The sequence below is a fragment of the Methylobacterium sp. D53M genome (genome assembly GCF_053345625.1).
On record NZ_JBKFAL010000017.1, the window covers coordinates 19,275 to 45,419 of the forward strand.

Annotated in this window: 26 protein-coding genes; 14 read left to right on the forward strand and 12 right to left on the reverse strand. The window is 72.8% G+C overall.

Annotation, left to right across the window (positions count from 1 at the left end):
- Nucleotides 1-164 precede the first annotated feature (164 nt).
- Nucleotides 165-1,358, forward strand: coding sequence for a L,D-transpeptidase family protein (locus ACLBYG_RS21240; RefSeq protein ID WP_447682753.1), 1,194 nt, complete (start codon nucleotides 165-167; stop codon nucleotides 1,356-1,358).
- 205 nt (nucleotides 1,359-1,563) lie between these two features.
- Entirely contained in the window at nucleotides 1,564-2,505 is a 942-nt protein-coding gene (locus ACLBYG_RS21245; protein ID WP_020092387.1) for an MBL fold metallo-hydrolase, read from the forward strand.
- A gap of 9 nt (nucleotides 2,506-2,514) precedes the next feature.
- Here ACLBYG_RS21245 and ACLBYG_RS21250 read toward each other — a convergent pair whose 3' ends face one another.
- A complete protein-coding gene (locus ACLBYG_RS21250; protein WP_447682754.1) occupies nucleotides 2,515-2,697 on the reverse strand; it encodes a hypothetical protein in 183 nt (60 codons plus the stop codon).
- 271 nt (nucleotides 2,698-2,968) lie between these two features.
- Between ACLBYG_RS21250 and ACLBYG_RS21255 the strand changes: the two genes are divergently transcribed.
- Together ACLBYG_RS21255 and ACLBYG_RS21260 are read left to right on the forward strand one after the other, a co-directional pair.
- On the forward strand, nucleotides 2,969-4,207 hold the full coding sequence (locus tag ACLBYG_RS21255; protein WP_020092389.1) for a complex I NDUFA9 subunit family protein: 1,239 nt from the start codon (nucleotides 2,969-2,971) through the stop codon (nucleotides 4,205-4,207).
- A gap of 26 nt (nucleotides 4,208-4,233) precedes the next feature.
- Complete coding sequence (locus ACLBYG_RS21260) at nucleotides 4,234-5,262, forward strand: NAD-dependent epimerase/dehydratase family protein (protein ID WP_447682755.1); 1,029 nt, start codon at nucleotides 4,234-4,236, stop codon at nucleotides 5,260-5,262.
- Between the two features lie 27 nt (nucleotides 5,263-5,289).
- Here ACLBYG_RS21260 and ACLBYG_RS21265 read toward each other — a convergent pair whose 3' ends face one another.
- Nucleotides 5,290-6,069, reverse strand: a complete 780-nt coding sequence (locus ACLBYG_RS21265) for a class I SAM-dependent methyltransferase (protein ID WP_447682756.1) — start codon at nucleotides 6,067-6,069, stop codon at nucleotides 5,290-5,292.
- Nucleotides 6,070-6,157: 88 nt separating this feature from the next.
- On the opposite strand from ACLBYG_RS21265, the gene ACLBYG_RS21270 reads away from it, so the two are divergent.
- Both ACLBYG_RS21270 and ACLBYG_RS21275 read left to right on the forward strand, forming a co-directional pair.
- Nucleotides 6,158-6,613: an Rrf2 family transcriptional regulator gene (locus ACLBYG_RS21270; protein ID WP_210186896.1), complete on the forward strand. Its 456-nt coding sequence runs from the start codon at nucleotides 6,158-6,160 to the stop codon at nucleotides 6,611-6,613.
- A 74-nt stretch (nucleotides 6,614-6,687) separates the two neighbouring features.
- Nucleotides 6,688-7,065, forward strand: a complete 378-nt coding sequence (locus tag ACLBYG_RS21275) for a PH domain-containing protein (RefSeq protein WP_020092393.1) — start codon at nucleotides 6,688-6,690, stop codon at nucleotides 7,063-7,065.
- A gap of 31 nt (nucleotides 7,066-7,096) precedes the next feature.
- Here ACLBYG_RS21275 and ACLBYG_RS21280 read toward each other — a convergent pair whose 3' ends face one another.
- The 4 genes from ACLBYG_RS21280 to ACLBYG_RS21295 are packed head-to-tail and all read right to left on the reverse strand — an operon-like array spanning nucleotide 7,097 to nucleotide 10,957.
- Nucleotides 7,097-8,305, reverse strand: coding sequence for a CaiB/BaiF CoA transferase family protein (locus ACLBYG_RS21280; protein WP_447682757.1), 1,209 nt, complete (start codon nucleotides 8,303-8,305; stop codon nucleotides 7,097-7,099).
- Between the two features lie 11 nt (nucleotides 8,306-8,316).
- Nucleotides 8,317-9,186, reverse strand: a complete 870-nt coding sequence (locus tag ACLBYG_RS21285) for an IclR family transcriptional regulator (protein WP_447682758.1) — start codon at nucleotides 9,184-9,186, stop codon at nucleotides 8,317-8,319.
- Entirely contained in the window at nucleotides 9,183-9,920 is a 738-nt protein-coding gene (locus tag ACLBYG_RS21290; RefSeq protein WP_447682759.1) for an enoyl-CoA hydratase-related protein, read from the reverse strand. The genes ACLBYG_RS21285 and ACLBYG_RS21290 overlap by 4 nt, the downstream gene beginning before the upstream one ends.
- Nucleotides 9,917-10,957: an NAD(P)H-dependent flavin oxidoreductase gene (locus ACLBYG_RS21295; RefSeq protein ID WP_447682760.1), complete on the reverse strand. Its 1,041-nt coding sequence runs from the start codon at nucleotides 10,955-10,957 to the stop codon at nucleotides 9,917-9,919. Before ACLBYG_RS21295 ends, ACLBYG_RS21290 begins: the two co-directional genes overlap by 4 nt.
- A gap of 337 nt (nucleotides 10,958-11,294) precedes the next feature.
- On the opposite strand from ACLBYG_RS21295, the gene ACLBYG_RS21300 reads away from it, so the two are divergent.
- The 4 genes from ACLBYG_RS21300 to ACLBYG_RS21315 all read left to right on the forward strand — a co-directional run bounded on the left by ACLBYG_RS21300 (nucleotide 11,295) and on the right by ACLBYG_RS21315 (nucleotide 16,991).
- Nucleotides 11,295-13,364 carry a 3-hydroxyacyl-CoA dehydrogenase NAD-binding domain-containing protein gene (locus ACLBYG_RS21300; protein WP_447682761.1) on the forward strand — a complete coding sequence of 690 codons (2,070 nt, stop codon included), beginning with the start codon at nucleotides 11,295-11,297 and terminating at the stop codon, nucleotides 13,362-13,364.
- A gap of 14 nt (nucleotides 13,365-13,378) precedes the next feature.
- Complete coding sequence (locus tag ACLBYG_RS21305; RefSeq protein ID WP_447682762.1) at nucleotides 13,379-14,563, forward strand: acetyl-CoA C-acyltransferase; 1,185 nt, start codon at nucleotides 13,379-13,381, stop codon at nucleotides 14,561-14,563.
- A 2-nt stretch (nucleotides 14,564-14,565) separates the two neighbouring features.
- Complete coding sequence (locus ACLBYG_RS21310) at nucleotides 14,566-15,762, forward strand: acyl-CoA dehydrogenase family protein (protein ID WP_447682763.1); 1,197 nt, start codon at nucleotides 14,566-14,568, stop codon at nucleotides 15,760-15,762.
- 74 nt (nucleotides 15,763-15,836) lie between these two features.
- Nucleotides 15,837-16,991 (forward strand): acyl-CoA dehydrogenase family protein, encoded by a 1,155-nt coding sequence (locus ACLBYG_RS21315; RefSeq protein WP_447682764.1) that lies wholly within the window; start codon nucleotides 15,837-15,839, stop codon nucleotides 16,989-16,991.
- 116 nt (nucleotides 16,992-17,107) lie between these two features.
- Here ACLBYG_RS21315 and ACLBYG_RS21320 read toward each other — a convergent pair whose 3' ends face one another.
- The 4 genes from ACLBYG_RS21320 to ACLBYG_RS21335 all read right to left on the reverse strand — a co-directional run bounded on the left by ACLBYG_RS21320 (nucleotide 17,108) and on the right by ACLBYG_RS21335 (nucleotide 20,261).
- Nucleotides 17,108-17,980: a tetratricopeptide repeat protein gene (locus ACLBYG_RS21320; RefSeq protein WP_020092402.1), complete on the reverse strand. Its 873-nt coding sequence runs from the start codon at nucleotides 17,978-17,980 to the stop codon at nucleotides 17,108-17,110.
- 332 nt (nucleotides 17,981-18,312) lie between these two features.
- Complete coding sequence (locus ACLBYG_RS21325) at nucleotides 18,313-19,425, reverse strand: 5-(carboxyamino)imidazole ribonucleotide synthase (protein ID WP_447682765.1); 1,113 nt, start codon at nucleotides 19,423-19,425, stop codon at nucleotides 18,313-18,315.
- Nucleotides 19,422-19,922: a 5-(carboxyamino)imidazole ribonucleotide mutase gene (gene purE / locus ACLBYG_RS21330; protein ID WP_020092404.1), complete on the reverse strand. Its 501-nt coding sequence runs from the start codon at nucleotides 19,920-19,922 to the stop codon at nucleotides 19,422-19,424. The genes ACLBYG_RS21325 and purE overlap by 4 nt, the downstream gene beginning before the upstream one ends.
- 78 nt (nucleotides 19,923-20,000) lie before the next feature.
- Nucleotides 20,001-20,261, reverse strand: a complete 261-nt coding sequence (locus ACLBYG_RS21335; RefSeq protein ID WP_447682766.1) for a YdcH family protein — start codon at nucleotides 20,259-20,261, stop codon at nucleotides 20,001-20,003.
- A 131-nt stretch (nucleotides 20,262-20,392) separates the two neighbouring features.
- On the opposite strand from ACLBYG_RS21335, the gene ACLBYG_RS21340 reads away from it, so the two are divergent.
- Nucleotides 20,393-20,575 carry a YdcH family protein gene (locus ACLBYG_RS21340; protein WP_012318068.1) on the forward strand — a complete coding sequence of 61 codons (183 nt, stop codon included), beginning with the start codon at nucleotides 20,393-20,395 and terminating at the stop codon, nucleotides 20,573-20,575.
- Between the two features lie 188 nt (nucleotides 20,576-20,763).
- The gene (locus ACLBYG_RS21345) at nucleotides 20,764-22,692 is read left to right on the forward strand and encodes a propionyl-CoA synthetase (RefSeq protein ID WP_447682767.1); all 1,929 of its coding nucleotides are present in this window, start codon (nucleotides 20,764-20,766) and stop codon (nucleotides 22,690-22,692) included.
- Nucleotides 22,693-22,750: 58 nt separating this feature from the next.
- Here ACLBYG_RS21345 and ACLBYG_RS21350 read toward each other — a convergent pair whose 3' ends face one another.
- A complete protein-coding gene (locus ACLBYG_RS21350) occupies nucleotides 22,751-23,224 on the reverse strand; it encodes a hypothetical protein (protein WP_447682768.1) in 474 nt (157 codons plus the stop codon).
- Between the two features lie 187 nt (nucleotides 23,225-23,411).
- Between ACLBYG_RS21350 and ACLBYG_RS21355 the strand changes: the two genes are divergently transcribed.
- The gene (locus ACLBYG_RS21355) at nucleotides 23,412-24,530 is read left to right on the forward strand and encodes an NADH:flavin oxidoreductase/NADH oxidase (RefSeq protein ID WP_447682769.1); all 1,119 of its coding nucleotides are present in this window, start codon (nucleotides 23,412-23,414) and stop codon (nucleotides 24,528-24,530) included.
- A gap of 9 nt (nucleotides 24,531-24,539) precedes the next feature.
- Here the strand turns inward: ACLBYG_RS21355 and ACLBYG_RS21360 are convergent, their stop codons facing one another.
- The gene (locus ACLBYG_RS21360) at nucleotides 24,540-25,289 is read right to left on the reverse strand and encodes a phosphodiester glycosidase family protein (RefSeq protein ID WP_091927307.1); all 750 of its coding nucleotides are present in this window, start codon (nucleotides 25,287-25,289) and stop codon (nucleotides 24,540-24,542) included.
- Between the two features lie 223 nt (nucleotides 25,290-25,512).
- Between ACLBYG_RS21360 and ACLBYG_RS21365 the strand changes: the two genes are divergently transcribed.
- A complete protein-coding gene (locus ACLBYG_RS21365; protein WP_020092410.1) occupies nucleotides 25,513-26,037 on the forward strand; it encodes a hypothetical protein in 525 nt (174 codons plus the stop codon).
- Nucleotides 26,038-26,145 lie beyond the last annotated feature (108 nt).

The window sequence follows — 26,145 nt, forward strand, 5'->3', positions numbered from 1 at the left end:
CCCGTCCGCGGGGGAGGGGGCGCCTCCGCGGAGCGACGGGCGGTGCGACAGGCGGGGCGACGGGCGGACCGGACGCGCAGCCTCACGGCCGCCGCAATACTCCGTCAGGTCGCGAGGCCGCGCCCGTCCGGCAGCCATCCCGGCCGATCCAGCGCGGACGGTTCATGCCCCTGTCGACCTCGCTTCCCCTCGCCGCCGGCCTCGTTCTGCTGGCCCTCGCAGGCCCGGCCGCTGCGCAGGCGGGCAAGGCCGAGGCGCCGATTCCGGCCGCGACCCTCGCGCTGATGGCGCAGAAGGGCGTGACGGCCGCCTCGCCGGTCCTGTTCCGGGCCTACAAGAAGGAATCGGAGATCGAGGTCTGGAAGAAGGGCGCCGCGGGCTACGTCTACATCAAGACCTTCCCGATCTGCCGCTGGTCCGGCCAGCTCGGGCCCAAGCGCAAGACCGGCGACCGTCAGACCCCGGAGGGGTTCTACGCCGTGCCCCGGCGCCAGATGAACCCGAACTCGCACTACTATCTGTCCTTCGACGTCGGCTATCCCAACGCCTACGACCGGGCCCATGGCGGCACCGGCTCCGCCGTGATGGTGCACGGGATCTGCTCGTCCATGGGCTGCTTCGCCATGACCAACGGCACGGTCGGCGAGATCTACGCCATCGCCCGGGACGCGCTGAACGGCGGGCAGGCGGCCTTCCAGTTCCAGTCCTACCCGTTCCGGATGACGGCCGAGAACATGGCCCGCCACCGGACCGATCCCAACATCGCCTTCTGGCGGGAGCTCAAGGCCGGCTCCGACCGGTTCGAGGCCAGCCGGGAGGAGCTGCAGGTCTCGGTCGTCGCGGGCCGGTACGCCTTCGCGCCCGCCCGGGATCCCGCCGTCGAGGCGGCCGTCACCACCCGCCGGGCGGTCGAGGAGGCGCGGATGGTCGCGCTCGCCGAGGCGGGCGAGCCGGCCGTGCGCACCACCTATTCCGACGGCGGGCAGAACGCGTTCTGGGCGGCCTACACGGCCCGGGGCGGCGCGGTGGGGGACATCAGCCGGCCGGAGGCCCTGGCCTTCGCCGGGCAGGAGGTGGTGGTCGTGCCCGGCCATCGCGTCCATCGCCCGGTGCCCGAGACGGTCTGGGCCGGCTGGGCCGCGCCCGGATCGGGCCTGTCGCCGCGGCAGATGGCGGGGTTCGTGCCAGTCTACGAGCGGGCGCCCGACCCGTTCGGGGCCCTGGTCGCGCCGCTCCCGACGCGGTACAGCGACGCACTCCCGTCCTGGCTGGCAGCGGGACTCGCCGGATCGGCGACCGGCCGCCCGATTCTGGCCGGGTCGCCGGCCGGTCTCCTGGCCGCCGCGGAGCCCCTCTGAGCATGCGAAGGCCCTTCGCGGCGGCCCGTGCGTGTGCGCGGACGCACATCACGACCGCGTGCGGCACACCAATTCATGATACGGCAGGGGATGAGCGGTACACCTGCTCCGTCGGCCTGCCGTATTCAAAGCTACCTTCCCGGAACGGCGACGGGGTTTCGATCATAAGTGATCGGGACCGACTGTCCGCGGATTCGTGATCGCCATGTCGAACAGTTCCGAGCCGACCATCCTGGCGGCCGACCAGGACCTCGCACTGCGCTTCTGGGGCGTCCGCGGCTCGACGCCCGTCAGCGGCCCGCAATACGCCGAGTTCGGCGGCAGCACGCCCTGCATCGAGGTGCGGTGCGGCCAGCGCATGTTCATCGTCGACGCGGGCTCGGGCATCTACAACCTCGGGCAGGGTCACCGGACCGATCTGCCCCAGGAAGTCGACCTGCTGTTCAGCCACCTGCATCTCGACCACACCGCGGGTCTGCCCTTCTTCAAGCCGGCGGTCCTCGATCCCGACCGGGTGATCAACACCTATTGCGGCAACCTCGGCGGCGAATCGGCCGGGCCGACCCTCGACCGCCTGTTCGCGCCGCCGCTCTTTCCGGTTACGCTCGACAAGCTGTGCTGCACCTTCCACCACCACGGCTTCGAGGCGGGTCAGACCCTGGCCTTCCCGGACGGCACGCGCGTCGCCACGATCCTGCTGAACCATCCGCAGGGATCGGTCGGCTATCGGTTCGAGCACGGCGGCCGACGCCTGTGCCTGATCAGCGACATCGAGCACAGCGACCCGTGGCCGGATCCGGAGCTCGCCGCCTTCGTCGCCGACGCCGACCTGATGGTCTACGACGGCATGTTCACCGACGGGGAATATCCGACCTGCCGGGGCTGGGGGCACTCGACCTGGCAGAAGGGCGTGGAGCTCGCCCGGAACGCCGGCGTGAAGGCGCTCGGGATCATCCACCTGCACCCGGCCCATTCTGACACGGCGCTGCGCGACATGGAGGCCGACCTCCAGGCCGAGATGCCGACGGCGTTCATCGCGCGCGAGCGCCAGAGCCTCATCGTCGGCGCCCCGCGGGCGGTGAGCGGCCGGCCGAGCGCGCGCCCGGCCGTGGCGCGGGAGATGCGCCGCCGAATCAAGGTCGCCTGAGGCCGGGCGTCAGACGGAGCGCCGCCGGCGCGCCCGGCTGTACCGGGCCCAGGTGAACAGCACGAACAGCGCGACGCCGATGATCAGGATGCTCCAGCCGTAGTTGCTGACGAGTTGCGCGTCGATCGGGTGGCCGACGTACCCGAGCGCCACCAGCAGACCGAGCACCGCGATCGCCGCGGAAACGAGCATCCCTACAATCATCGAAGTCCCCGGCGCGTCCCATCCGCGCGATTCGGCAGGGCCGTATGGTGGGGAAGAATGCACGGCGGCGGCACCCGTTCCAGCCCCGTGATCAGCCTGCCGCGAGCCGGCGCGCGGTCCCTCGGCCGCGATCATCCGCCCCGCGCTGTTCACCGGAATGGCGCGGCGGCGCATTCGGCGGCTCCCATCGCGCCGAAGTTAGGCTAAGTAGGCCGCCTGACGGCGCCCCGAGGCGCGCGAGGAGCTCGAGACCACGGCGATGAGCGGCCAAGACAACACGACGGCGTCCGCGACGGCGCACACCAGCGAGCAGACGCATTCCGCCGCCGCCCCGGGCCCCCTGCGCCCGCAGGACCAGCTCGTGACCATCTACGGCGGCTCCGGCTTCCTGGGCCGGCACGTGGTGCGGGCGCTGGCCAAGCGCGGCTACCGGATCCGCGTCGCGGTGCGCCGGCCGGACCTCGCGCTGTTCCTGCAGCCGCTCGGGAAGGTCAACCAGATCGTCGCCGTCCAGGCGAACCTGCGCTACCCGGACTCGGTGGCCCGGGCCGCCGAGCGGTCGGACGTGCTGATCAACCTCGTCGGCATCCTGCAGGAGACCGGCTCCCAGAGCTTCGCGCGGCTTCAGGTCGACGGGGCCGAGGCGATCGCCCGCGCCGCGGCGCGCCAGGGCGCCCGGATGATCCAGGTCTCGGCGATCGGCGCTGATCCGGCCTCGCCGTCGCTCTACGCGCGCACCAAGGCGGAGGGCGAGGCGCGGGTCTTCGCCGCCTGCCCGGACGCGGTCGTGTTCCGGCCCTCGCTGATCTTCGGGCCGGGTGACAGCTTCTTCAACCGCTTCGCCGGCCTCGCCCGGGCGCTCCCGGTCCTGCCGCTGGCCGGCGGCCAGTCCCGCTTCCAGCCGGCCTTCGTGGGCGACGTCGCCGAGGCGATCGCCCGCGCGGTCGACGGCACTCTGGCGCCCGGCAAGGTCTACGAGCTCGGCGGCCCGGAGGTGGGCACGCTGGAGCATTTCGTGCGCTACATGCTGAAGACGATCCGGCGGAAGCGGGTCGTCGTGGACCTGCCCGTGCCGGCGGCCAAGCTCCAGGCCCGCATGCTGGAGATCGCCGACACGCTGACCTTCGGCCTGCTGCCGGATTCGCTGAAGCTGACCCGCGATCAGGTCACGCTGCTCCAGAACGACAACGTCGTCTCGGAGGCCGCCAAGGCCGAGGGCCGGACCTTCGAGGGGATCGGGATCACGCCGACCGCCGCGGAGGCGGTGGTGCCGGGCTATCTCTGGACCTTCCGCAAGGCGGGCCAGTTCGCCACCGATCGCGACGAGGAAGTCCTGTCCGAGGTGCCCGACACGCTGGCGTCGCAGCCCCTGGCGGCCGGCTCGCAGCACCGGCCGAAGACCGCCTCCGGCCCGGCGATCGGCGCCGATGCCGGCAGCTCGCCGGGGGCCGGGCAGGGCAGCATGGGCGTGCGCTGGGGAACCCGGAACCCGGGCTAGGTGACGCTCCCCGCCCGGATCGCGCCGTGAGCGCGCCCTCTCCCCACGGGTCCGGCGGCCCGGCCCCGCGGCGCGTCCTCGTCACCGGGGCGGCCGGTTTCGTGGGCGGCCACGTCCTGCCGCTCCTGGCGGGGGCGACGGCGGGGTCGGCGGCGCGGGCGGGCGACTGCGTGGCCGGGATCGGGCGGGGGCGGTCGCCGCGCCTGCCGGAAGGCGTCACCTACGCGGCGATCGACCTCCTCGACGAGGCCGCGCTCGGCGGCTTCGTGGCGCGGTTCCGGCCGACCGCGATCCTGCACCTGGCGGGCCTCGCCTCGGTGGCGGATTCCGCGAGCGGCCCGGGCCAGACGTGGCGGGTCAATGTCAACGGCCTGATGAACCTCGTGGCCGCGGTGGAGGCGGTGCCGGGCTGCACCTTCTTCTTCGTCAGTTCCGGCGAGGTCTACGGCAGCGCGTTCCTCGCCGGCCACGCCCTCAGCGAGGCGGTCGAGCCCCTGCCGCGCAACACCTACGCCCGGTCGAAATGGGTCGGCGAGCAACTGCTCCGCGACCTGCTGCCCCGCATCGGCGTGAAGCTCGTCGTGCTGCGGCCGTTCAACCATATCGGTCCCGGGCAGGACGAGCGCTTCGTCGTGGCCTCCTTCGCGGGACAGATCGCCCGGATCGAGGCCGGCCTCGTGCCGCCCTGCCTGGAGGTCGGCAACCTCTCGTCCTACCGCGACTTCCTCGACGTCGCCGACGTGGCGAACGCCTACGCCGACCTGATCGGCCGGGCGGACTCGCTGGCGGACGGGAGCGTGTTCAACATCAGCTCGGGTCAGCCGCGGACGATCGCCAGCGTCCTCGAGGACCTGCGCGCCCGGGCCCGGGTCCCGTTCGAGATCCGCGTCGCCCCGGAGCGGGTGAGGCCGACCGAGATCCCCCTGGCCGCGGGCGATGCCGGCCGCCTCCACGCCGCCACCGGCTGGCAGCCGCGGGTCTCGTGGGACGCAGCCCTGACCCGGGTTCTGGACGACGCGCGGGCGCGGCTCGCGGACGCGCGCGCGACCCGCTGAGGCGCCGGGCCCCGCGCGAAGCGGCGCTCAGCGCTCCGCGACGCCGATCAGCGCGGTGGAGGGGATCGGCAGGACGGGTCGCCCGGCCGCCATGCGCCGCGCCTCCGCAACCACCGCGGCCCGGTCGTCCGCGCTCAGGTCCACCCAGTCCGGCGACAGGCCGAACACCGTGTCGGGGTCGTCGAGCAGGGCGACGTCGAGCGCGTAGTCGAAGGTCACCCGATCGATACGGGGGGCCGCGTACCCGGTCGCGACCAATTCCCGGGTGAAGCCGGCCGGATCGCCGAGCGCCCGCACCCCGTCGGGCATCGCCCGGCTCTCGCGCTCGGGGAACAGCCGGCGGCGGATCTCGCCGAGCAGCAGGAACGTCGCCGCGCCCTGGTCCTGCCACGTCGCCACGACGCCCAGTCCCCCGGGCCGCGTCACGCGCGCCATCTCGGCGAGGCCCTTCCGCCAGTCGGGGAACATGATCACCCCGAAGATCGAGAACACCGCGTCGAAGCCGCCGTCGGGCAGGTCGAGGGCTTGGCCGTCCATGACCCGCGCGTCGACGTTGGGCAGGGCCGCCCCGGCGATGCGCGCGACCATGCCGGGCGCGAAATCGACCGCGAGGACCTGCGCCCCCGTCCGCGCCGCGGCCAGCGCCAGGGCACCGGTGCCGGCCGCGACGTCGAGGACGCGGCTCCGCCCGGTCAGCGGCACGCGCGCGAGCGCAGCCTCCGCAAAGCGCGCGGTGAACGGGTGGGCGGTCGTCGCGTAGTGCTCGGCGACCTTGTCCCACCGATCGGGGTTCTCGAACTCGCGCACCGCTCGGGCTCCGCTCCATCACGTAACTTAATAAGTATCGTGATTGGGCACGGTTGCCAATCCCGGGCCCGGTGTGATGGATCGGCGGGTGCGCACCGACAGCCGCCTTTCCCGGACGCTCCATGTGCTGCTTCACATGGCCCGCCACGACGGACCGATGACGTCCGAGGCGATCGGGCGGATGCTCGGGACGAACCCGGTGGTCGTCCGGCGGACGATGGCCGGGCTCCGGAACGCGGGCTACGTGAAATCCGAGAAGGGGCACGGCGGCGGATGGTCCATCGCGGCGGATCTGAACGCGGTCTCGCTGCTCGACGTCCACCGCGCGGTCGGCGGCCCCCGCATCTTCGCGATCGGCAGCGATCGCGCGAACCCGGCCTGCGCGGTCGAGAAGGTCGTCAACGCGGCGGTCGAGGACACGCTGCGCGAGGCCGAGGCGCTCCTGGTCGCGCGGCTCGGTTCCGTCAGCCTCGCCGAGCTCGCGCGAAGCTTCGACGCCCGGTGCCGGCCCGAAGGGCCGTCGGACGCCTCGACCTGTGCCTGACGGCGGGCGGTTGCCGCGGCGGCGCTCAGGCGCCATCCTCGGCATCGACGCGGACCAGCACGAGATGAGCGGCCATGGGCCTACTGGACGGATTGCTCGGACACGGCTCGGCCGTCGACGCGGCCTCCCTGGAGCGCCGGCTCGACGGCATCCTGATCGAGGGCGAGACGGCGCGGCTCGCCTTCAAGATCATCCGGGACGTGTTCGTGTTCACCGAGCGCCGCGTCATCCTGATCGACGTCCAGGGCGTGACCGGCAGCAAGGTCGAGTTCCTGTCGGTGCCGTACCGCGCGATCGTGCGTTTCTCGGTCGAGACCGCCGGCACGTTCGACCTCGACGCCGAGTTGAAGATCTGGGTCTCGGGGGCGGCGGAGCCGATCCAGCGGACCCTGAAGAAGGGCGCGGATGTCCGGGGCATCCAGCGGGCCCTCGCCGAGGGCGTGCTGCGCTAGCCCGGGGCGCGCGCCGGCGGGCGGCGGCCGCCTAGCGGACCACGCCCTTGGCCCGCAGGGCGTCGCGCGCGGCCTCGGGGTAGTCCAGGTGCTCGGCCAGGATCTCGGCGCTCGAATCCCCGAGGCCGGGCGGCATGCGGCGCACCGGCAGCCGGCGGCCGTCGAGCCGGTAGGGCGGGGCGATGACGTGGGCGGTCGCGGAGGCCGCCTCCGGTGCCGCGACCACCAGCCCGGCCTCCCGGGCGCGGTCGCAGGTGAGCGCCTCGCGCAGGCCCATCACCTCGCCGCAGGGGATGCCCGCCGCCCTCAGCCGCGCGATCAGCGGCGCGCGCTCCCACTTGGCGAGCTCGGCCTCGAGCACGGGGATGAAGGCGGCGCGGTTGCGCGACCGGTCGAGGTTGGTGGCGAAGCGCGGGTCGGCGACCCAGTCCGGCCGCTCCAGCACCTGCTCGCAGAAGCGGCGGTACTGCCCGTTGTTGCCGACCGTGATCACCACCGGCCCGTCGCCGGCCTCGAACACCCCGTAGGGCACGATCGACGGGTGGGCGTTGCCGTAGCGGGGCGGATCGATCCCCCGGGCGAGCGCCTCCAGGCCGTAATAGGAGGTCAGCGCCACGCCGCAATCGAACAGGGCGAGGTCGACGGTCCGGCCGCGCCCGGTCCGCTCCCGCTGGTACAGGGCGGCCAGCACCGCCTGGGCGGCGAACTGGCCGGTGAACAGGTCGACCGCCGCGACCCCGAACTTGAGGGGCGGTCCCCCGGCCTCGCCGTTGAGCGCCATCACGCCGGATTCGCCCTGGACAACGAGGTCGTAGCCGGGCCGGCCGGCCTCGGAGCCGTCGGAGCTGTAGCCGGCGATCGAGCAGTAGATCAGGCCGGAATTCTCCGCCGACAGGTCCGCGTAGCCGAGGCCGAGCTTCTCGGCCCCGCCGGTCTTGAAGTTCTGGACGAGCACGTCGCTCTCGCGGGCGAGCGCCTTGACAATCGCCAGCCCTTCCGGCGTGGCGAGGTCGACGCCGATCGAGCGCTTGTTGCGGTTCACGCTGTCGAAATACGAGGTGTTGCCGGGGCTCGTCGGCACGCCCCAGTCGCGGGTGTCGTCGCCGCGCTCCGGGTGCTCGACCTTGATCACGTCGGCGCCGAGATCGCCCAGCACCTGCGCGCACCAGGGCCCGGCCAGGACCCGGGACAGGTCGAGGACGCGGATTCCGGCGAGCGGCAGGTCGGCAACGGCATCCATCGCGATGGTCCTCAGGCTCCCATGACGCCGTCGAGGCTGCGCACGGCGTCGATCAGTCTCGGGCGCGCCACCTCCAGGAGGAAGCGCGCGTCGGTGATGACGGTGGGGGCACCGCAATTGACCGACATGGGCGGCAGTCCGCCGCCGGGATGGAACCCCACCGCGATGGCGCAGACCGTCTCCTGCCACTCGCCGAACGAGGTGCAGCAGCCGAGTTCCCGGTGCTCCTCCACCGCGCGGTCGAGGCCGGCGCGCAGCACCGGCCAGGCCACGGGATCCAGCGCCTTCAGGTCCTCGTAGATGCCCGCGCGCTCCCGGTCCGGGCAGACCGCCACGTAGGCGCGGCCCATGGCGCTGCGGGCCAGCGAGATGCGCGAGCCGGTGTCGAGGTTGAGCGAGATCGCTGCCGGGCCGCGCTGGCAGTCGACGTAGCGCATGCTGAGCCGGTCCCGCACCCCGAGGCCGACCGAGGCGTTGGCCGCCTCCGCGACCGCGCGCAGCACCGGCCGGGCGATGGCGCGGACGTCGAGGCCGCCCAGGGCGGCCGAGCTCAGCGCGATGGTGGCGGTGCCGAGCCGGTAGCGGCCGAGCTCGGCCATGTGCTGCAGGTAGCCGAGCTTGGTCAGCGTGTAGGTCAGCCGCGACACGGTGGAGCGCGGCAGGCCGCAGGCCTCCGCGATGTCGTGGTTGGCGAGGCTCGTGCGCCCCGGGCCGAAGCAGGCGAGCACCGACAGCCCCCGGGCCAGGGCCGTGACGAAGTGCCGGTCCTCCTTCGCGCCGGCGCCGGCCGCGTCGGGCTCGGCCGGGTCGGGCTCGGCGGTGTCGAGCCCGATGTCGGATCCGGCGCGCGGGCCGGCCTCCACCTCCATCCGCCCGCTCATCGGCGCAGGAACGCCGCGAAGGCCGCCTGCGCCGCCGGACCGCGGCGGAGGGCGTGGAAGACCTCCGCCTCGGCGTCGAGGGCGCGGGCGACGCTGTCGTCGTGGCCGCGCCGCAGCGCCTGCTTGGTGGCGGCGATCGAGACCCGGGGCAGGGCGGCGAGCGCGCGCGCCTTGGCGAGTGCGGTCTCCAGGGCCGTCCCGGCCGGGACGGCAGCGTTGATCAGGCCGGCCGCGGCGGCGTCCGCGGCCGTGAAGGGCTCACCGAGCATCAGCAGCTCGGCCGCGCGCTTCGATCCCGCCACCAGGGGCAGCAGGTAGCTCGACCCGCCCTCCGGGCTGAGGCCCAGGGCCGTGAAGGGCATGCGGAACCGCGCCCCGTCCCCCGCGTAGGCGAGGTCGCAGTGGAGCAGCAGCGTCGTGCCGATGCCGACCGCGTGGCCCTCCACGGCGGCCACGACCGGGAGCGGGCAGGCGCGCAGGGACTTGAGGAAGGTGAGGCCGGGACTGTCGCCACCGGTCTCGACGTCCTGGAAATCCTTGAGATCGTTGCCGGCGGTGAAGCAGCCGCCTGCGCCGGTGAGGACCAGGGCGCGCACCTCCGCGTCCCGTCCCGCGGCCTCCAGGGCGTCGGTCAGGCCCGCGTAGGTCGCCCGGTCGAGGGCGTTGCGCCGCTCAGGCCGGTCGAGCGTCACGAGCCGGATCCCGGGCTCCGGATCGGCGAGGCGGACGCTCACGGAACGGTCCCGCCGTCGCGGTCTGCGACGTAGTCTGCGGCGTAGTCCGCGGAGCTGCCGGCCGTCCGCGCCCGCGCCGCCGCGTATTCCCGGGCGAGCCGGGCGACGAGGTCGGCGGTCGCCGGCGCGTCCGCGATGGTACCGACACCCTGGCCGGCGCCCCAGACGTCGCGCCACGCCTTCACGCTGGCGCTGCCGAAGTTCATCGCGGTCTTGTCGCGCACCGGCAGGGCCTCGGGATCGAGCCCGGCGGCGCGGATGCTCGGCGTCAGGTAGTTGCCCGGAACGCCGGTGAAGTAGGGGGTGTAGAGGATGTCGGCGGCGGCGCTGCCGGCGATCATGTCCTTGTAGGCCGCCGCCGCGTTCGCCTCCCGGGTGGCGATGAAGCGGGTGCCCATGTAGGCGAGGTCGGCGCCCATGGCCTGGGCCGCCAGGATCGCGGAGCCCGAGGTGATCGCCCCCGACAGGATCAGCGGCCCGTCGTAGAACCGCCGGATCTCGCCCACCAGGGCGAAGGGGCTCAGTGTCCCCGCGTGCCCGCCCGCCCCGGCGCAGACCAGGATCAGCCCGTCGACGCCGGCCTCCAGCGCCTTCTCGGCGTGGCGGACATTGGTGACGTCGTGGAACACCACCCCGCCATAGGCGTGGACCGGGCGGATCACCGCGTCCGGCGCCCGCAGCGAGGTGATGATGATCGGCACCCGGTGCCGGACGCAGGCCTCGACATCCTGCGCCAGCCGGTCGTTGGAGGCGTGGACGATCTGGTTCACCGCGAACGGCGCGATCTTCCGCGACGGGTCGGCGGCGCGGGCCTCCACGAGCGTCTGCGTGATCCGCGCGAGCCACGCGTCGAGGAGTTCGGCCGGCCGGGCATTCAGCGCGGGGAAGGAGCCGACAACCCCGGACAGGCACTGGGCGATGACCAGCTCCGGGGCGGAGACGATGAACATCGGGGCGCAGATCACTGGCAGGGCGAGCCGGCCGCGCAGGATCTCGGGCAGGCGCCCGCCCGGGTCGCGCTCGGGACCGTCGCTCACCGCCCGCTCCCCGCTGCCGGAACCCGCGCCGGACAGGCGCCCCCGGGCCGCTCGCCCCGATCCTTGCCGCGCACCGCGATCCTCCCCCGTGCCTCCGGCGGCCCGGCCTTCGCGCGCCGGGCGGCGTCCGCAACCGTGTCTCGTTCAGGGCCGTTGTGATGGCATGGCCCCGGGCCGCGGGTCAAACGGCCGAGGCACTAGTTTTCTGCATTGCAGAACAGTTGGCCGCACCCCGATGACAGACCTTGCCCATCCTTGACGCTGGCGGGCACTCGGACCAACATCCCGCCGAAATGCGGACACTTATTCTGCATTGCAGAACAACAGGGAGTATCGGGTGGTTCGTCAGGAGGTCGACGGCGGCGTGGCCGTGCTCACGCTCGCCAACCCGCCGGTCAACGCGCTGGGCGCTACGCTGCGGGCGGCCCTCGACGAGGCCCTGACGAACGCCGTCGCGGACGCGTCGGTCCGGGCCGTCGTCCTGGCCGCGGAGGGCAAGGTGTTCGTCGGCGGCGCCGATATCGGCGAGTTCGGCAAGCCGCAGCGCCCGCCGAGCCTGCCGGACATCCTGGACCGGCTCGATGCCAGCCCGAAGCCGGTGGTGGCGGCGATCGGCGGCGCGGCCCTCGGCGGCGGCCTGGAGCTGGCGATGGCCTGCCACGGCCGCGTCGCGGCCCCGTCGGCGCGGATCGGCCTGCCGGAGATCAAGCTCGGGATCATCCCGGGGGCGGGGGGCACGCAGCGCCTGCCGCGCCTGATCGGGCCCGACGCCGCCTTCGCGATGATGCTCACCGGCGAGCCGGTCTCCGCCGAGACGGCGGCGGCGCTGGGCATCGTGGACGCCGTGGTGCTCGGCGACCTCGTCGCGGAGGCCCGCAAGCGGGCGCTGGAACTCGCCGATTCCGGCGCCCTGCCGCGGGTGCGCGACCGGTCCGAGACGCTGACAACGGGCGCGCGGGAGAGCTTCGAGGCGCAGGCCGCGGAGGCCGTCAAGCGCGATCCCGACGCCACCAACGTCCACGCCCTGGCGCGGGCGGTGCGCGCCGGCCTGGAGCAGGATTTCGATGCCGCCGTGGCGGTGGAGCGGGCCGAGTTCCGCGCCCTGGTGGAGGATCCGCGGTCGAAGGCCCTGCGCTACGCCTTCTTCGCCGAGCGCGAGGCCGGCCGGGTGCCCGGCCTGCCGAAGGACACGCCCCGCCGCCCCGTCCGCACGGCCGCGGTGATCGGCGCCGGCACGATGGGCGGCGGCATCGCCATGTGCTTCGCCAATGCCGGGATCCCCGTGACGGTGATCGAGACGGAGGAGGGCGCCCTGGCGCGCGGCCTCGACCGGGTGAGGGGGCTCTACGCCGGCTCGGCCAAGCGCGGCTCGATCACCGAGGCCCAGCGCGACGAGCGGGTCGGCCGGATCACGGGCGCGCTCGGCCTGGAGAACGCCGGGGAGGCCGACATCGTCGTCGAGGCGGCCTTCGAGGACATGGGCGTCAAGCGCGAGATCTTCACCAAGCTCGACCAGGTCGCCAAGCCCGGCGCGATCTTGGCCACCAACACCTCCTACCTCGACGTGAACGCCATCGCGGCGGTGACCAACCGGCCGCAGGACGTGCTCGGCCTGCACTTCTTCAGCCCGGCCAACGTCATGCGCCTCGTCGAGGTGGTCCGTGCGGAGAAAACCGCGCCGGACGTGCTGGCCACCGCGCTGGACCTGGGCAAGCGGCTCAACAAGCTGCCGGTGACGGTGGGCGTCTGCTTCGGCTTCGTGGGCAACCGCATGCTGGAGCGCCGCAGCCGGGCCGGCGAGCGCCTGCTGCTCGAGGGCGCGCTGCCACACGAGGTCGACGCGGCGGTGACCGGCTTCGGCTTCCGGATGGGCCCCTTCGCCATGAGCGACCTCGCCGGGCTCGATATCGGCTGGCGCTCGCGCAAGGATTTCGGCGGCCGGGCGCCGGTGGCGGACTCGCTCGCCGAGCAGGGCCGGTTCGGCCAGAAGACGGGCCGCGGCTTCTATCTCTACCCGGACGGCGCCCGCGCCGGCACGCGCGACCCGGAGGTGGAGGCGCTGATCGCGCGCGTCGCCGCCGAGCACGGCGTCGCGCGCCGCAGCTTCACGGCCGACGAGATCGTCGCGCGGCTCATGTACCCGATGGTCAACGAGGGCGCGCGGATCCTGGAGGAGGGCATCGCGGCCTGGCCCGGCGACATCGATACGATCTGGATCAACGGCTACAATTGGCCCGCCTGGCGCGGCGGCCCGATGCACTGGGCCGACACGGTCGGATTGAAGACCGTCGCCGAAGCCTTGTCGCGCTTCGCGGCCGAGACCGGCGACGACAGCCAGGAGCCGGCGCCGCTCCTCAAGAAGCTCGCCGCCGAGGGCGGCAGCTTCGCCGGCCTGAAGAACGCCTGAGCGGGAGAGCGATCATGACCGACGCGGTGATCGTCTCGACCGCCCGCACGCCCATCGGCAAGGCGCATCGCGGCGCGCTGAACCTCACCCGCGGCGCCGACCTCGCGGCCCACGCGATCCGCGGCGCCCTGGACCGGGCGCGCCTGGAGCCCGCGGCCGTCGAGGAGGTGGTGCTCGGCTGCGGCTATCCCGAGAACGCCACGGGCGGCAACGTCGCCCGCCACGCGGCCCTGGTGGCGGGGATCCCCGTCGAGTCGGCCGGCGTCACGGTCTCGCGCTTCTGCGCCTCGGGCCTGGAGGCGATCGCCAGCGCGGCGCGCCGGATCATCCTCGACGGCGTGCCGGTGGCGGTGGCGGGCGGCGTCGAGTCGATCAGCCTCGTCCAACCGAAGGTCCAGCGGGAGCTGACCCGCAACGCGTGGCTGGAGGCCCATCTGCCGGCGATCTACATGCCGATGATCGAGACCGCCGACATCGTGGCGGAGCGCTATCGGATCTCCCGGGAGGCGCAGGACCACTTCGCCCTGGAGAGCCAGCGACGGACCGCGGCGGCGCAGGAACGCGGGCTGTTCGACGACGAGATCGTCCCGATGAGCGCCGTCATGGCGGTGACCGACAAGGCCACCGGCGAGACCCGGGAGGTCGAGACGCGGCTCGCCAAGGACGAGGGCAACCGGCCGGACACGACCCTGGAGGGTCTCGCCAGGCTCAAGCCCGTGCGCGGGGAGGGGGCCTTCATCACGGCGGGCAATGCCAGCCAGCTCTCGGACGGGGCCTCGGCCAGCGTGCTGATGTCGGCCGACGAGGCTGCGCGGCGCGGCCTCGAACCGCTGGGCATCTTCCGAGGCTTCGCCTCCGCGGGCTGCGGGCCGGACGAGATGGGCATCGGCCCGGTCTTCGCGGTGCCGCGGCTCCTGGAGCGCCAGGGCCTGCGCGTCGCCGACATCGACCTGTGGGAGCTGAACGAGGCCTTCGCGTCCCAGTCGGTCTATTGCCGCGACACGCTCGGGATCGACCCCGAGAAGGTCAACGTCAACGGCGGCGCCATCGCGGTCGGCCACCCGTTCGGCATGTCGGGGGCGCGGCTCGTGGGCCACGCCCTGCTGGAGGGCCGCCGCCGCGGCGCGCGCTACGCCGTCGTGACCATGTGCGTCGCCGGCGGCCAGGGCTGCGCCGGCCTGTTCGAGATCGGAGGCTGACGATGGATCTCCGCTTTACGCCGGAAGAGATCGCGTTCCGCGACGAGGTTCGGAGCTTCTGCCGCGAAGAAATCCCGGCGGAGATCCGGAAGAAGGTCTCGGAGGGGCGCAGTCTCTCGAAGGACGATTACGTCACGAGCCAGCGGATCCTCAATGCCAAGGGCTGGGCGGTGCCGCACTGGCCGCAGGAATGGGGCGGCCGGGACTGGACCCCGATCCAGCGCTATATCTACACAGAAGAGCTGTTCCAGGCGGCGGTGCCGCTGCCGCAGCAGTTCAACTGCTACATGTTCGGCCCGGTGCTGGCGACCTTCGGGCGGCAGGACCAGAAGGCGCGCTTCCTGCCGCGCGCCGCCAACCTCGACGACTGGTGGTGCCAGGGCTTCTCCGAGCCCGGCGCCGGCTCGGACCTCGCCTCGCTGAAGACCAGGGCGGTGCGCGACGGCGACCACTACGTCGTCGACGGCCAGAAGACCTGGACGACGCTCGGCCAGCACGCCGACTGGATCTTCTGCCTGGTCCGCACCGATTTCGAGGCCAAGAAGCAGCGCGGCATCTCCTTCCTGCTCATCGACATGACGACGCCCGGGATCACCGTGCGGCCGATCCTGACGCTGGAGGGGCGGCACGAGGTCAACGAGGTCTTCTTCGATTCCGTGCGCGTGCCCGCGGAGAACCTCGTCGGCGAGGAGAACCGGGGCTGGGACTACGCGAAGTTCCTGCTCGCCAACGAGCGCACCGGCATCGCCCGGATCGGCCTCACCAAGGAGCGGATCGCCCGGATCAAGCGGCTGGCCCGCGAGATGCCGGCAGGGCCCGGCACGATGTGGGACGATCCCGCCTTCCGCGCCCGCGTCGCGGAGGTCGAGGTCGAGCTGAAGGCCCTGGAGATCACCCAGATGCGGGTGGCCGCCAAGCAGGGAAGGGCGGATTCGGTAGAGCCGGACCCCGCCTCCTCGCTCCTCAAGATCCGCGGCTCGCAGCTCCAGCAGGCGGCGACAGAATTGCTGGTGGAGCTCGCCGGGCCCTTCGCCCTGGCGGCGCCCGCGCGCGGGGCCGGGGCCAACAACCTGCCCGGCGGCTTCGACTGGGTCGACGCGGCGGCGCCGAGCTACTTCAACAACCGCAAGGTCTCGATCTACGGCGGCTCGAACGAGATCCAGCACAACGTCATCGCCAAGGGCATCCTCGGGTTGTGAGCGGTCGCCTCGCCCCGTCCTCCCCCTCATCCTGAGGCGCCGGGCGCCTCCGACGACATCCGCGAGGGAACACCATGGATTTCGACCTGAACGAGGACCAGTCGCTCCTGCGCGACAGCGTCGAGCGGCTGGCCGCCGACCTCTACCCGTCGCTGGAGAGCCGGCAGGCGCGCCTCAAGGCGCCCCTCGGCTTCCACGAGGACGGCTGGGCGGCCTTCGCGGAACTCGGCGTCGCCGGCCTGCCCTTCTCCGAGGACGAGGGCGGCCTCGGCGGCGGCCCGGTCGAGACCATGCTGGTCATGGAGGCGGTGGGCCGCAACCTCGTGGTCGAGCCCCTGCTCGCGAGCCTCGTGCTGGGCTCGACGGCCCTGCGGCTCGGCGGCAGCGCCGCGCAGCGGGAGCGCCTCGTCCCGGGACTCGTCGCCGGCGACCTCCGCCTGACCCTCGCCCACACCGAGCGCCAGTCCCGCTACGACCTCGCCGACGTGGCGACGACCGCCCGTCGCAGCGGCGACGGCTACGTGCTGAGCGGGGCGAAAAGCGTCGTGCCCAACGCCGACGCGGCCGGCCTGATGGTGGTCTCGGCCCGCGTCTCGGGCGAGCGGCGCGACCCGAGCGGGATCGGCCTGTTCCTCGTCCCGACCGACGCCCCCGGCGTCGCCATCGAGGCCTACCCGACCCAGGACGGCGGCCGGGCCGCCGAGGTGTCCTTCTCCGACGCGACGCTCCCGGCCGACGCGGCGCTCGGCGACCCGGAGGGCGGCCTGCCGCTCCTGGAGCGGGTGGTGGAGCACGGGATCGCGGCGCTCGCCGCCGAGGCGGTGGGCTCCATGGACGCGCTCCACAGGCTCACGGTGGAGTACCTCAAGACCCGCAAGCAGTTCGGCGTCAGCGTCGGCTCGTTCCAGGCGCTGCAGCACCGCGCCGTCGACATGCTGATCCAGCTTGAGCAGGCCCGCTCCATGGCGCTCTACGCCGCCATGATGGTGGACACGCCGGACGCGGGGGCGCGGGCGGCGGCCCTGTCGGCCGTGAAGGTGCAGATCAACAAGGCCTGCCGCTACGTCGGCCAGGAGGCGGTGCAGCTCCACGGCGGCATCGGCATGACGCTCGAGTATATCGGCGCCCACCATTTCAAGCGGCTCGCCATGATCGAGTACCAGCTCGGCGACACCGCCCACCACCTGCGCCGGATCACGCAGGACGAGAACGGCCTGCTGGCGGCGTAGTTCGCCTCAGGCGCCGGCACCGTCCCTGCGGGCGGAGCGGAGCGATCCGGCGGCGCCACGCTCGAACGTGTCGCGCTGCCCTTCGTCGCTCCGCTCCGCGCGCGATGACGGAGCGATCAGTTGAACAGCGTGCCGACCCCGCCCTGGACGCGGCCGAGGCCGGCCCGCGCGACGGTGTTGTTGGGGTCGATCGTCGAGGCGCGCTGGTAGTTCTCCATCGCCTCCTTGCGCTGGCCCTGCTTCTCGTAGGCGAGGCCCCGATAGGCCCAGGACGTGGCGTCCTTGGCGTTCACGTTGAGCGCGGCGTTGTAGTCCTCGATCGCCTTCGCGTACTGGTTGGTCGCGATCAGGCTCTGGCCGCGGGCCGCGTAGGGCGCGGCCACGAACGGGTCGCGGTCGATGGCGGCGTCGAAATCGGCGATCGCCTGGGTGTCCTGGCCCTGCTTCTGCTTCACGAGGCCGCGGGCATGGTACGCCTGCGCGGATTCGGGGCTCAGGCGGATCGCGACGTTGAGGTCGTTCAGCGCCTGGTCGAGGTTGCCCTGCGCGCGCTCGACATTGGCCCGGCCGATATAGGCCGGCCCGTAATTCGGATCGATACCGATCGCCTTGGAAAAGTCCTGCAGCGCCGGGCCGTCGCGGCCGATCTGGCGGTTCGCCAGGGCGCGATTGTTGTAGGCGGAGGCGGAGTTCGGATCGAGCTGGATCGCCTTGGTGAAGTCGCCGATGGCGTCGTTGAACTGGCCGGCGCGGGCGTAGGCCGCGCCGCGGGTGTTGTAGGCCGCCGCGTCGTTCGGGTTGCGCTGCACGACCTCGGTCAGGGAGGCGATGTTGACGTTCGTGGCGCCGGTCGTGTCCTTCTCCAAGACCGCGTATTGCCGCGGGCCGGCCGCGCTGCCGACGGTCTCGCAGCCCGCGAGGCCGGCAGCCGAGACCAAGGCCGCGCCGATCAGTGCCGTCTTCCGTCCCAGCCGGTTGCGTACGTTCATTGCCCCACTCTCCCCGAGGCGTCGCCCGCTCCGCGCGCGTCCGCCCCGCCCCTCACAGTCCAAGAGCCCGCGCCGAGCGCCGGGCACGCCCGAGTTCGGGGCACCGTCGCGCATCACGGTGAAGGCCGGCTTAAGAAGCGCCGCGTCGTGATCCGGCCCCCGCCGGTCCCGGCGGGACCAAGCGGTGCGGGCGGGTTCGAGCGACAGCATACGGAACCGACCACAGTGTCGTGGAAGCGGCGGGATGTGGCGAAGGTATGGCTCGACCGTTCCGCGGGGCCGCGGACGGCCCTCCGGCGATCACGCGGCGACGCGGGTGTGCCCTCGAAGCCTCAGGATCCGGTCGGACCCGGCCCGAGGCGCGTGACGTGGCCCATCTTGCGGCCGGGGCGCGCCTCGCCCTTGCCGTACAGGTGCAGGTGGGCGCCGGGCTCGGCCAGCAGGGCGTGCCAGTCGTCCGCCTGGGCGCCGATCAGGTTGCGCATCTCGACGGGCAGACCGCCGACCCGGCCCGCATCGCCCAGCGGCCAGCCGCAGACGGCGCGGACGTGCTGGGCGAACTGCGAGGTCAGCGCGCCCTCGCTGGTCCAGTGGCCGGAATTGTGCACCCGGGGCGCGATCTCGTTGACCACCAGCCGCTCCGCCCCGTCCTCGCGGACGAGGAACATCTCGACGGCGAGCACGCCGACATAGTCGAGGGCGTCGGCGATCCGCCGGGCGATCTCGACGGCGGCGCGGCCCGTCTCGGCGGACACGCCGGGCGCCGGCACCCGGGTCAGCGCGAGGATGTGGTCGCGGTGCTCGTTCTCGCAGAGGTCGTAGGCCGCGAAGCTGCCGTCGCGCCCGCGCGCGCCCACCACCGAGACCTCGCGCTCGAACGGCACGAAGCCCTCCAGGATCAGCGGCGCGCCGCCGAACTCGGCGAACAGGGCGTTGCGGTCGCCCTCGGCCCGCTCGCGGAGCATGCGCTGCCCCTTGCCGTCGTAGCCGAAGCGGCGGGTCTTGAGCACGGCCGGCAGGCCGATCACCTCGATCGCCCGGTCGAGGTCGTCGGGCGTGTCCACCGCCCGGAACGGCGCCGTCGGGATGCCCAGGCCGTTGATGAACTCCTTCTCGGAGAGCCGGTCCTGCGTGGTCGAGAGCGCGCGCGCGTTCGGGTGCAGGGCGGCGTGCCGGGCGAGGACGTCGGCGGTGGCGTGCGGGATGTTCTCGAACTCGTAGGTCACGACGTCGACGCCGCGGGCGAAATCCGCCAGCGCCGCGGCGTCGTCGTAGGCCGCGCAGATGGTCCGGGCGGCCACGTCGAAGGCGGGGCTGTCCGCGTCGGGCGCGTAGACATGCGCCTTGAGGCCGTAATCGGCCGCCGCGAGCGCGATCATGCGCCCGAGCTGGCCCCCACCGACGATGCCGAGGATCGAGCCGGGGCCGAGGATCTTGTCCGTCACGCGTTCTCTTCCGTCACCGGCCGTTCGGCCACCGAGGCGCTCTGGGCCGCGCGCCACGCCTCCAGGCGCTCCGCCAGGTCCGGATCGGTCAGCGCCAGGACGGCGGCGGCGAGCAGGGCCGCGTTCACTGCCCCGGCCCGGCCGATCGCCAGGGTCCCCACCGGGATGCCGGCCGGCATCTGGACGATGGAGAGCAGGCTGTCCTGGCCGGAGAGGGCCTTCGACTCCACCGGCACGCCGAAGACCGGCAGGCGGGTCATCGCGGCCGCCATGCCGGGCAGGTGCGCGGCGCCGCCCGCACCGGCGATCACCACCTTGAGGCCGGCCGCGACCGCGCCCTTGGCGAAGGCGACGAGCCGGTCCGGCGTGCGGTGGGCCGACACGATGCGCGCGTCGTATGGTACGCCGAGCGCGTCGAGCGTCTCGGCGGCATGACGCATGGTCGCCCAGTCGGACTGGCTGCCCATGATGATCGCGACCGGAGGAGGCGACGCCATCGTTGATCCCGGCAAAAGAGGGCGCTTACAGGCGGCGCGGGCCTGCGGCAAGGCGGGGCCGGAGGGCGTCCACCGGCATCAGGCGATGATGTCCGGCGTGAGCGCGTCCTCAATGTGATAGATGCGGTCGCGCAGCGTGAGCTTGCGCTTCTTCAGGCGCTGGATCTGGAGCTGGTCCCCGGCGACGCTGCGCTCCAGCGCCTCGATGGCGCTGTCGAGATCCCGGTGCTCCTCGCGCAGCCGCGCCAGTTCGCCCAGGAGGTCCGACTGCGTACCCTCACCCGCCTCGTCCGCCATCGTCACCTGAGAACCCGAAGACCGTTCGTCGCCCGAGAGCATGCGTCACGCTCCGGCGCCGGACAAGGCGGCGCGGTAAGCAATCATCAGACTTAGCAGCAGAAAACGCTTCGACAGGTCCGGCATCCTGTGCCAATCTCGTTGTGTCGAAACGATGACAGGAGATTCGACTCATGTCGCTGCAGACGCATCTGAACCAACTCGCCCGGAAGCACGAAGCCCTCGAGCGCGAGATTCAGGAAGCGATCCACAGACCTTCGGCGAACGACCTCCACATCGCCGAGCTGAAGCGACGGAAACTCCTCCTCAAGGACGAGATCAACAAGCTTCAGGCGGGCAACGACACGTTGCACTGACGCCTGAGACGTCCAATCTGATAGCGAATTCAAGCTGACGACCGCCGCATCGGGAGCCCCGGTGCGGCGGTTTTCTTTTGGGGGCACCGAGCCGCGGCCGTCACGCCCGTCGCCACTCCCGCGCGCGCGAGAATGGGCTACTCTGCGGGCCGCCGCCGGAGAGCGGTCCGCGAGGAAACGCCCAACCGATGACGAGAGCCAGCCTGCCGGGCCGCTACCCGGAGATCTACGAATCGGCCTGCCGCGACCCCGAGGCGTTCTGGCTCGGTGCGGCGCGGGCCCTCGACTGGGCGCGGGCGCCGGAGCGGGCCTTCGCGCCGGATTCCGGCCTTTACGGACGCTGGTTCCCGGACGGCACCCTGAACGCCTGCCACAACGCGGTGGACCGCCACGCGGACGGGGCCCGGGCGGATCAGGTTGCGATCCGCTACGACTCGCCCGTGACCGGGACCAAGCGCAGCATCACCTACCGGGCGCTGCGCGACGAGGTGGCGGTGCTGGCCGCCGTGCTGGCCGACCTCGGTGTCGGCAAGGGCGACCGGGTGATCCTGTACATGCCGATGGTGCCCGAGGCGCTGTTCGGCATGCTCGCCTGCGCCCGGCTCGGCGCGGTCCACTCGGTGGTGTTCGGCGGCTTCGCCGCCAACGAGCTGGCGGTGCGGATCGAAGACGCGGCGCCGAAGGTGGTGCTCGCCGCCTCCTGCGGGATCGAGCCGAACCGCGTGGTCGCCTACAAGCCGCTCCTGGACGCGGCGATCGCGGCCTCGCGGCACAAGCCGGAGGCCTGCCTGATCCTCCAGCGCCCGCAAGGGCCCGCGACCCTCGTCGCGGACCGGGATCGCGACTGGGGTGAGACCGTCGCGGCCGCCCGGACGGCGGGGCGGAGCGCGGCGTGCGTGCCGGTCGCCGCCACCGACCCGCTCTACGTCCTCTACACTTCCGGCACGACCGGGAAGCCGAAGGGCGTGGTCCGCGATACCGGCGGCTACCTCGTCGCCCTGGCCTGGTCGATGCCGAACCTCTACGGTGTCCAGCCCGGCGAGACCTACTTCTGCGCCTCCGACATCGGCTGGGTCGTCGGCCACTCCTACATCGTCTACGCGCCGCTCCTGCACGGCTGCACCACGGTCCTCTACGAGGGGAAACCCGTCGGGACGCCCGATGCCGGCGCCTTCTGGCGGGTGGTCGGCGAATACGGGGTGGTCTGCCTGTTCACCGCGCCGACAGCCCTGCGGGCGATCAAGAAGGAGGATTCGAAGGGCGCCCGGATCGCCGATCACGACCTCTCGGCCTTCCGCAGCCTGTTCCTGGCGGGCGAGCGCGCCGACCCCGACTCGGTCGCCTGGGCCGAGCGCGTGCTGGGCCGACCGGTGGTCGACCACTGGTGGCAGACCGAGACCGGCTGGCCGATCGCCGGCAACCCGATGGGCCTCGGCCTCCTGCCGGTGAAGCACGGCAGCACCTGCGTGCCGATGCCGGGCTACCGGGTCGAAGTCCTGGACGAGGGCGGGAAGCCGGTTCCGGCGGGGACCATGGGCACGATCGCGATCCGCCTGCCCCTGCCGCCCGGCTGCCTGCCGACCCTCTGGGGCTCGGACGACCGGATGCGGTCGAGCTATCTCGCCACCTTCCCGGGCTACTACGACACGTCGGATGCCGGGGTGATCGACGCCGACGGCTACATCACGGTCCTGGGACGGACCGACGACATCATCAACGTCGCGGGCCACCGTCTGTCCACCGGCGGCATGGAGGCGGTGCTGGCGAGCCACCCGGACGTGGCGGAATGCGCGGTCATCGGCATCCGCGACGCGCTGAAGGGAGAGGTGCCCTGCGGGTTCGTGGTGCTGAAGGCCGGCGTCGCCCGGCCGACCGAGACGATCGAGCGGGAACTCGTCGCCAAGGTGCGGGACGAGATCGGCCCGGTGGCCGCCTTCAAGCTGGCGCTGACCGTGCCGCGGCTGCCCAAGACCCGGTCGGGCAAGATCCTGCGGGCCACGATGAAGCGCATCGCCGATCACGAGCCGTGGACGATGCCGGCGACCATCGACGACGCGGCGGCCCTCGACGAGATCGGCGACAGCCTGAAGGATCGGGGGATCGGCGCGGCCCGGTAGGGTGCCGGACCGCGCTGGCGGCGCGTCGACGGGCGGTCGCGGCCCGCCTCAATCCGCCTCAATCCGCGTCGGCGCCGTCGTCGTCGGTGTCGATATCGACCGTCGGCGCCGGCCGCATCAGGGCGGGCGCGTAGGTGCCCGCGGTCGGACCGGTGGTGACCGAGGCCGGCACGCGCCGGGCGTTCGGCTCGGAGGGGATCAGCGTCGCGGTGGCGGCCACGAGGCCGGCGAGGGACCGGACATCGTCCGGCTGACGGGGGTCGCGGGAGATCAGCGCGGCCTCCCGCTGCAGGCGGAGATTGCAGGCCTCCGAAGGCAGGCCGCCGTTCGGCGTACAGGCGTCGTGGCGGGCGCAGGCGGCATCGAGGGCGTCGATCGGCGGGAGTGGCGCGTTGTTGCCCGGTCCGCAGTAATTCCCGTGGATCAGCATCTTGGGGCCGCCGAAGGCGGCAGGCTGGGCCTGGGCGGTGCCCGCGAGGGCGGCGCAGCCGGCGGCCAGGGCGAGCGGGACGGCGAGTCTGGTGAGCATCATCTGGACCTCGGGCGATCTCGCCCCCTCAGGCGGTTCGCGTCGATTGCCGCGATGCGGCGACAGGCCAGGAAACGGGCGGCCACATCCGCAAGTTCCCGCAACGCCCGCCCGCAGAGGTGCTCTGCCGCACCGCACTGGCCGCCGCGCCCGTCCTGGGCCAGAGTGAACCCTCCACCAGGAGTTGCCGATGACCGCTCGCCTGTTCGAACCGCTGACACTCGACGCGCTCACGCTCGAGAACCGCATCCTCGTCGCGCCGATGTGCCAGTACTCGGCGCGGGACGGCGAGGCGACCGACTGGCACATGATGCATCTCGGCCAGCTCGCCATGTCGGGGGCCGGCCTGCTGACCCTGGAGGCCACCGCGGTCTCCCCGGAGGCGCGGATCACCGCCTGGGATCTCGGCCTCTACAACGACGGCTGCGAGCGGGCGCTGGGCCGGGTGCTCGACGCCGTGCGCGAATACGCGCCGATCCCGGTCTGCATCCAGATCGCCCATGCCGGGCGCAAGGCCTCCAGCGAGGCCCCCTGGGCCGGTGGCCAGCAGATCCCGCCGGAGCACGCCTACGGCTGGCGCACCGAGGCGCCCTCGGCGGTCGCGCACGGCGAGGGCGAGGTCCCGCCCCACGCCCTCGACGCCGCCGACCTGAAGCGCGTCCGCGACCAGTTCGTGGCCACCGCCAAGCGGGCCGTGCACCTCGGCATCGAGGCCGTCGAGCTGCACGGCGCCCACGGCTACCTGCTGCACCAGTTCCTGTCGCCGATCGCCAACAAGCGGACAGATGAATACGGCGGCAGCCTCGCCAACCGCATGCGCTTCCCCCTGGAGATCTACGACGCGGTGCGGGATGTCGTGCCCGCCGGCAGCCCGGTCTGGCTGCGGGTCTCGGCCACCGACTGGGTCGAGGACGGCTGGGATCTCGACGAGACGGTGGAGCTGGCCCAGGCGCTCAAGCGGGCGGGATCGCCGGCGATCCACGTCTCCACGGGCGGCGTCTCGCCGAAGCAGGCGATCAGGCTCGGGCCGGGCTATCAGGTGCCCTACGCCGAGCGGATCAAGGCGGAGACCGGGCTCACCACCATCGCGGTCGGGCTGATCACCGAGGCCCGGCAGGCGGAGACGATCCTGCAGGAGGGCCGGGCGGACGCGATCTCGCTCGCCCGCGCCATGCTGTACGATCCGCGCTGGCCCTGGCACGCCGCCGCCGAGCTCGGCGCCCGGGTGCGCGCGCCCAAGCAGTACTGGCGCTCGCAGCCGCGGGAGTACAAGGACCTGTTCAAGGACACGGCCTTCGGCCAGCGCTGAGGGCGGCCCTCACCGCGGCAGCGCGCCGACCAGCGGTCCGAGAGGGCGGCTGATGTCGGTGCGGCCGAGGTTCGGCGCGTAGAGGCTGGAGACCGAGCCGTCGAGGAACAGGGCGTTGCGGCAGCCGAGATCGTCGCGGAACAGCCGCGCGAAGGCGCCGAAGGTCACCGGGCGCTCGGAGATCGCGAAGATCGCCACGTGCCCGTCGCCGGGCACGCCGACGCCGTTGCGGATCTTCTGGCTCGGCCCGTCGGCGGCGATCTTCGGGTGGATCTGGCCGTCGATCACCAGCATCGGCCCGGACTGCGTGGCGAAATCCGGCCGGATCTTCGCCCGCAGGTAGCGGGACGTGTCGACCACCCCGGCGCGCTCGCCCTTCAGCCAGAAGATCCCGTTGGGCTTCAGGTGGAAATTGCCCGGCCCGTCCGCCGTGGAGACGCGCTTCAGCTCGTGCCCGTTCTCGACGTAGAGGCCGACCGGCGCCTGGTCCTTGTCGTACATGCCGGCGTTCATCGCGAAGGCGAGGCGGCCGCCCTGCTTCTCGGCGAGGGTGCCGAGGGCGCCGTAGGGCTTGCCGTCGTCCTGGAGCCAGAACAGCCGCAGTCGCTGCTTCCGGAGGTCGATGGTGCAGACCGTGAACGTCTCACCCTGCGCCTCGACCGCCCGGCAGGGCTCCGTCGCGGCCGGGGCGGCCGCCCGGGCCGGGGCCGCGAGGGCGAGCAGCGTGATCAAGAGGGCGTGAGCCGGGCGCAGCATCATCATTCGTTCCAGGCAGCTCGGGGACGGCAAGTCGGGGACGGCGAAGCTCGTTCGGCCCGCCCTTCGCCCTGGAAAGCGGCGAATTTCGTGTCCGAGCCGCGCCCGCATGGGTTCGGACGCGGCCGGGTGCGTCTCGCGACCGCGCGCCGCGGCCGGGACTGGACCGTTTTATCGGTTCGAGCGTTCTTAGCCGCAGAGGGCGTGTTTCCACGGAGATGACGTGATGAAGGGTGCAGTGCTCGGCTCGGCCCTGCTGGCGGCGGGTGCTCTGGCCTTGGCGCCGGCCAGCGCGGACGCGCGCGGCTTCGGCGGCGGCGGCTTCCATGGCGGCGGTTTCGGCGGCGGCTTCCACGGTGGCGGGTTCGGCGGCGGCTTCCGCGGCGGCGGCTTCGGCGGGTTCCGCAACGGCGGCTTCGGCGGCGGCTTCCGGGGCGTCGGCTTCCGTCCGGGCGGCTTCGGCTACGGCCGCGGCTTCTACGGCCGGGGCTACGGCTGGCGCGGCGGTTACGGCTACCGCGGCGGCTACGGCTACGGGCTCGGCGGCCTGGGCCTCGGCGTCGGGCTCGGCCTCGCGGCCGGGGGCCTCTACGGCGGCTACGGCGGCTACGGCTACCCGGGTTACGGCTACGGCGGCTACTACGCCCCGGCGGCCTACGATTACGGCTACGGCGGCGGCTGCTACACGGTCCCGCGGGTGCGCTGGACGCCATACGGCTACCGCCGGGTTCTGGTCGAGCGCTGCTACTGAGCCTCGATCGAGCGTGAAAAGAACGGGACAGGCCGCCTCCGGGCGGCCTTTTCCTTTCCGGTTGCTTGCGTGACCCGCCGCATCGTTGGACAGCTCTGCCCGGGACGC

Bases quoted from the DNA above. Each gene is read 5' to 3' on its own strand.
- ACLBYG_RS21240 (WP_447682753.1), top strand. From the start codon at position 165: ATGCCCCTGTCGACCTCGCTTCCCCTCGCCGCCGGCCTCGTTCTGCTG.
- ACLBYG_RS21245 (WP_020092387.1), top strand. From the start codon at position 1,564: ATGTCGAACAGTTCCGAGCCGACCATCCTGGCGGCCGACCAGGACCTC.
- ACLBYG_RS21250 (WP_447682754.1), bottom strand. From the start codon at position 2,697: ATGCTCGTTTCCGCGGCGATCGCGGTGCTCGGTCTGCTGGTGGCGCTC.
- ACLBYG_RS21255 (WP_020092389.1), top strand. From the start codon at position 2,969: ATGAGCGGCCAAGACAACACGACGGCGTCCGCGACGGCGCACACCAGC.
- ACLBYG_RS21275 (WP_020092393.1), top strand. From the start codon at position 6,688: ATGGGCCTACTGGACGGATTGCTCGGACACGGCTCGGCCGTCGACGCG.
- ACLBYG_RS21280 (WP_447682757.1), bottom strand. From the start codon at position 8,305: ATGGATGCCGTTGCCGACCTGCCGCTCGCCGGAATCCGCGTCCTCGAC.
- ACLBYG_RS21285 (WP_447682758.1), bottom strand. From the start codon at position 9,186: ATGAGCGGGCGGATGGAGGTGGAGGCCGGCCCGCGCGCCGGATCCGAC.
- ACLBYG_RS21305 (WP_447682762.1), top strand. From the start codon at position 13,379: ATGACCGACGCGGTGATCGTCTCGACCGCCCGCACGCCCATCGGCAAG.
- ACLBYG_RS21310 (WP_447682763.1), top strand. From the start codon at position 14,566: ATGGATCTCCGCTTTACGCCGGAAGAGATCGCGTTCCGCGACGAGGTT.
- ACLBYG_RS21315 (WP_447682764.1), top strand. From the start codon at position 15,837: ATGGATTTCGACCTGAACGAGGACCAGTCGCTCCTGCGCGACAGCGTC.
- ACLBYG_RS21320 (WP_020092402.1), bottom strand. From the start codon at position 17,980: ATGAACGTACGCAACCGGCTGGGACGGAAGACGGCACTGATCGGCGCG.
- purE (WP_020092404.1), bottom strand. From the start codon at position 19,922: ATGGCGTCGCCTCCTCCGGTCGCGATCATCATGGGCAGCCAGTCCGAC.
- ACLBYG_RS21335 (WP_447682766.1), bottom strand. From the start codon at position 20,261: ATGCTCTCGGGCGACGAACGGTCTTCGGGTTCTCAGGTGACGATGGCG.
- ACLBYG_RS21340 (WP_012318068.1), top strand. From the start codon at position 20,393: ATGTCGCTGCAGACGCATCTGAACCAACTCGCCCGGAAGCACGAAGCC.
- ACLBYG_RS21345 (WP_447682767.1), top strand. From the start codon at position 20,764: ATGACGAGAGCCAGCCTGCCGGGCCGCTACCCGGAGATCTACGAATCG.
- ACLBYG_RS21350 (WP_447682768.1), bottom strand. From the start codon at position 23,224: ATGATGCTCACCAGACTCGCCGTCCCGCTCGCCCTGGCCGCCGGCTGC.
- ACLBYG_RS21355 (WP_447682769.1), top strand. From the start codon at position 23,412: ATGACCGCTCGCCTGTTCGAACCGCTGACACTCGACGCGCTCACGCTC.
- ACLBYG_RS21360 (WP_091927307.1), bottom strand. From the start codon at position 25,289: ATGATGCTGCGCCCGGCTCACGCCCTCTTGATCACGCTGCTCGCCCTC.
- ACLBYG_RS21365 (WP_020092410.1), top strand. From the start codon at position 25,513: ATGAAGGGTGCAGTGCTCGGCTCGGCCCTGCTGGCGGCGGGTGCTCTG.